We start from the raw sequence: 2,811 nt of genomic DNA, 5'->3' as shown, positions 1-2,811 counted from the left end.
TCATAATAATTATCAATAAAAGTCTTTGGTAATTTCATTCTTAAAACACAACCGCCATTGTAAGTGTCAAAAATGGTAGCAGTGTCATCCTCAATTATCATTTGTTGTCCATAACCAATTGAATTCCATTCTCCGTCTATTTCATCGATAGTTTCCCCTTTCTGATTACATGAGGAAATCCCAAAAAGAATTATTAATAGATTGGCTAATTTTAATTTCATTATACTGTTTTGTCCAAATTTTTCCTAACGTTTAGGGTATGGTATCAATGCTATTCCTAAGGCTAGCTATGCACTTGACAAATTGTTCTCTACAGGTTTTTAATTTATTTATGGTTCAAAAAATTAGCTACCAGTAATGCCCAATGGTTTAACTAAACGAACCTTTTAATACCCTTTATTTTTTGTTAGCCCTTGCTTGCTTCTCTTCAATAAGCCCACTTTTTGTAATCACCTCAATTTTTACAGTATTTGTTTCCACTTCAGCTTCTGTGAACCAAGCATCACGTAATTCTTTTTTGGAAAATAATTCTAACTGATCACCATTATGAGGTGAATCTTTTTGAGATGCATTACCATAACTTAATAAAACCTTTGCGTTCACTTCATCACCAAATTCAATTACACCAACCCAAGAATCTCCTCCACCGACATACATGTTTTTTTGATCAGCTCTCCCTGGCCAAGCCACGCGAAAAACCCCCATAGATCCATCTATGCCATTTGCCGGAAGATTTTTCCCGTTATAGTTTATCCTATAATAATCTCCCCAAGCAACATCTAAACTACCAAAATTGGATTTAACCTCTGTGGCTGCTTGTTCCAATAGTTGAACTGCTCGGTCAGGATCTGCAATCCCATCTGGCGTTGTATTTGGTTTATCAATACTCCATTGTTCAGTGTAATTAGAATTATCCCAGACATTAAACTTTTTTGCCCAAGCTGAAAAATAAGAGTGTGCCTTTACTGTCTGCATCAGCTTCACGGTCCCAATCTTCTAATACTTTTTTAGCCTCCCTTGCTTTTTCGGAATCTGAGGCATCGATTGCGACAAACAAATCATCTAAAATTCTATCCGCAAACTCTAAGCGGGTTGATAGTTTGTAATCCACTAATTCATCAAAACTTATTGATTCGTCCTCTATAAGCATCCTTGCTGAACGTTGAGGCCTAAATGGCATGTTTTGAGGAGCCATATATCCTGGATAGTCATTAGGGTCCAAGGCCAATGGAATTGTACTTGTCCATGGTGGATCATTGGCATTTTGAAGCCAACCATTTGCAGGATTCTTCACTTTAGGTAAATCGGCATAATCATGTACTTCTGTCCATACATCAGCAGATTTTCCAAATGGGATTATGCGGTCCCAATAATCCCAAGAATCTTCAGATCGCTTTGGTACTAAACCATTAAATAGGTAGAAAATTTCACCTGCTTTATCTGCATACATGACATTCCAGAATGGGATTTGAGCCATTTTTAAAGAAGATTCAAACTCTTCAAAACTAGAACTATTAATCATCCTCCACCATTGTAATAACATATTTGGCCTGTCCAATCCCACCATGCGTAAAGCCAAAACTTTATCTACTTTTTGATTGATAACAGGACCATGAATGGTTTGAAGCAATGGTATTTCTTGTTCTAATATTGAGCCATCCTCTTGCTTTATTTTTATTAATTTCTTCGAGCGTTCAAATTCCTTTACTTTTCCATCAAGCAAGTAACCGCCATCTTTTAACTCTAATTCATAAGTGTCAGCATTGTCAATAGGGTTATTTGTATGACTCCATCCTAAATGTTCATTAAAACCAATGGCAATTCCTGGAAAACCTACTAAAGTACTTCCATACATATTTTTTCCACCCAGTTTTAGGTGCGACTCAAAAAAGAGAAATTCTTGCCACCAAGGTAAATGCGGATTCTGTACCAACATTGCATGTCCAGAAGTTGATCGTTTTGGAGCAATAGCATAAGTATTACTCCCCAAATCTGGCCATTGCTGCACACGACCCAAATCGTTCCCTGCAATAAAGCGGGTAAAGATCACATACATGGTATGCATGTTCAAGTCTTTTGTGGTTAATGGCAGAACTACTTTATTTTTTTCCTCTATTGCTTCCGGATGAGCTGTTGCATAGGCATTTAAGCCATCAACGAAGGACTTATAAATTGTTTTTATTTCGGGATCTTGTTTAACTTCCCATTCTTCAGCAAGTTCTTCAAGACCTAAAGTATGCACGAGCATATCATTTTCCAATTCACTCTTTCCCCAATATTCAGCACCTTTTCCTCTGGAACTTCCATAAAGTTTGAGGATTAAATTAGCATGATTGTGCATTTGTGCCCACCCTTGCGCATAAAATAAATCTTCAATTTTATCTGCTGTAATGTGTGGAACTCCCCAAGTATCCCAAGCAATTTGTGTTTCTTTATTTTCCGTTTGTGAGCAAGAAATACTCATTACCGACAAAAAAATGAGTGCAAAAAAAAGTCGATTTTTCATATTTAATATCTTAAGTCTCTTTGAAGTTTATTTGAAAAAAAGGTTAGCAACCTATGAATCAAATTTAGTTGATACTATCTATATCTTTTACTTTTCACCTTTTGGCATTCCCCATACAAGTCTTAAACAAATCAGAGTTTTTTAATTTATTTAACAGAAAAACAAATCGGGATACCAAAGTGCGAACCCCAAGATTAGTTTTATTTTTCATATTTCCAAATTGACCAATATACTTTTTACAACCCCAATAATCAATAATTAATATAAATACATATAGGTATTTTAGATTATAAATATAATATGTT

4 protein-coding genes are annotated in these 2,811 nt (G+C 35.4%); all 4 read right to left on the bottom strand.

Annotation, left to right across the window (positions count from 1 at the left end):
- Positions 1 to 221: hypothetical protein (locus tag E1171_RS03355; RefSeq protein ID WP_155204067.1), on the bottom strand; the 221-nt coding region annotated here is incomplete at its 3' end.
- Positions 222 to 396: 175 nt separating this feature from the next.
- Positions 397 to 975 carry a penicillin acylase family protein gene (locus E1171_RS24595; protein WP_222931371.1) on the bottom strand — a complete coding sequence of 193 codons (579 nt, stop codon included), beginning with the start codon at positions 973 to 975 and terminating at the stop codon, positions 397 to 399.
- Complete coding sequence (locus E1171_RS03350) at positions 923 to 2,506, bottom strand: acylase (RefSeq protein ID WP_222931370.1); 1,584 nt, start codon at positions 2,504 to 2,506, stop codon at positions 923 to 925. Before E1171_RS03350 ends, E1171_RS24595 begins: the two co-directional genes overlap by 53 nt.
- A gap of 94 nt (positions 2,507 to 2,600) precedes the next feature.
- Positions 2,601 to 2,811 (bottom strand): hypothetical protein (locus E1171_RS24170; RefSeq protein WP_222931369.1); only part of this gene is annotated, 211 nt, incomplete at its 5' end.

The sequence above is a fragment of the Xanthovirga aplysinae genome (assembly GCF_009711365.1).
Lineage (GTDB): Bacteria > Bacteroidota > Bacteroidia > Cytophagales > Cyclobacteriaceae > Xanthovirga > Xanthovirga aplysinae.
This window is presented reverse-complemented; position numbering and strand designations above follow the sequence as displayed.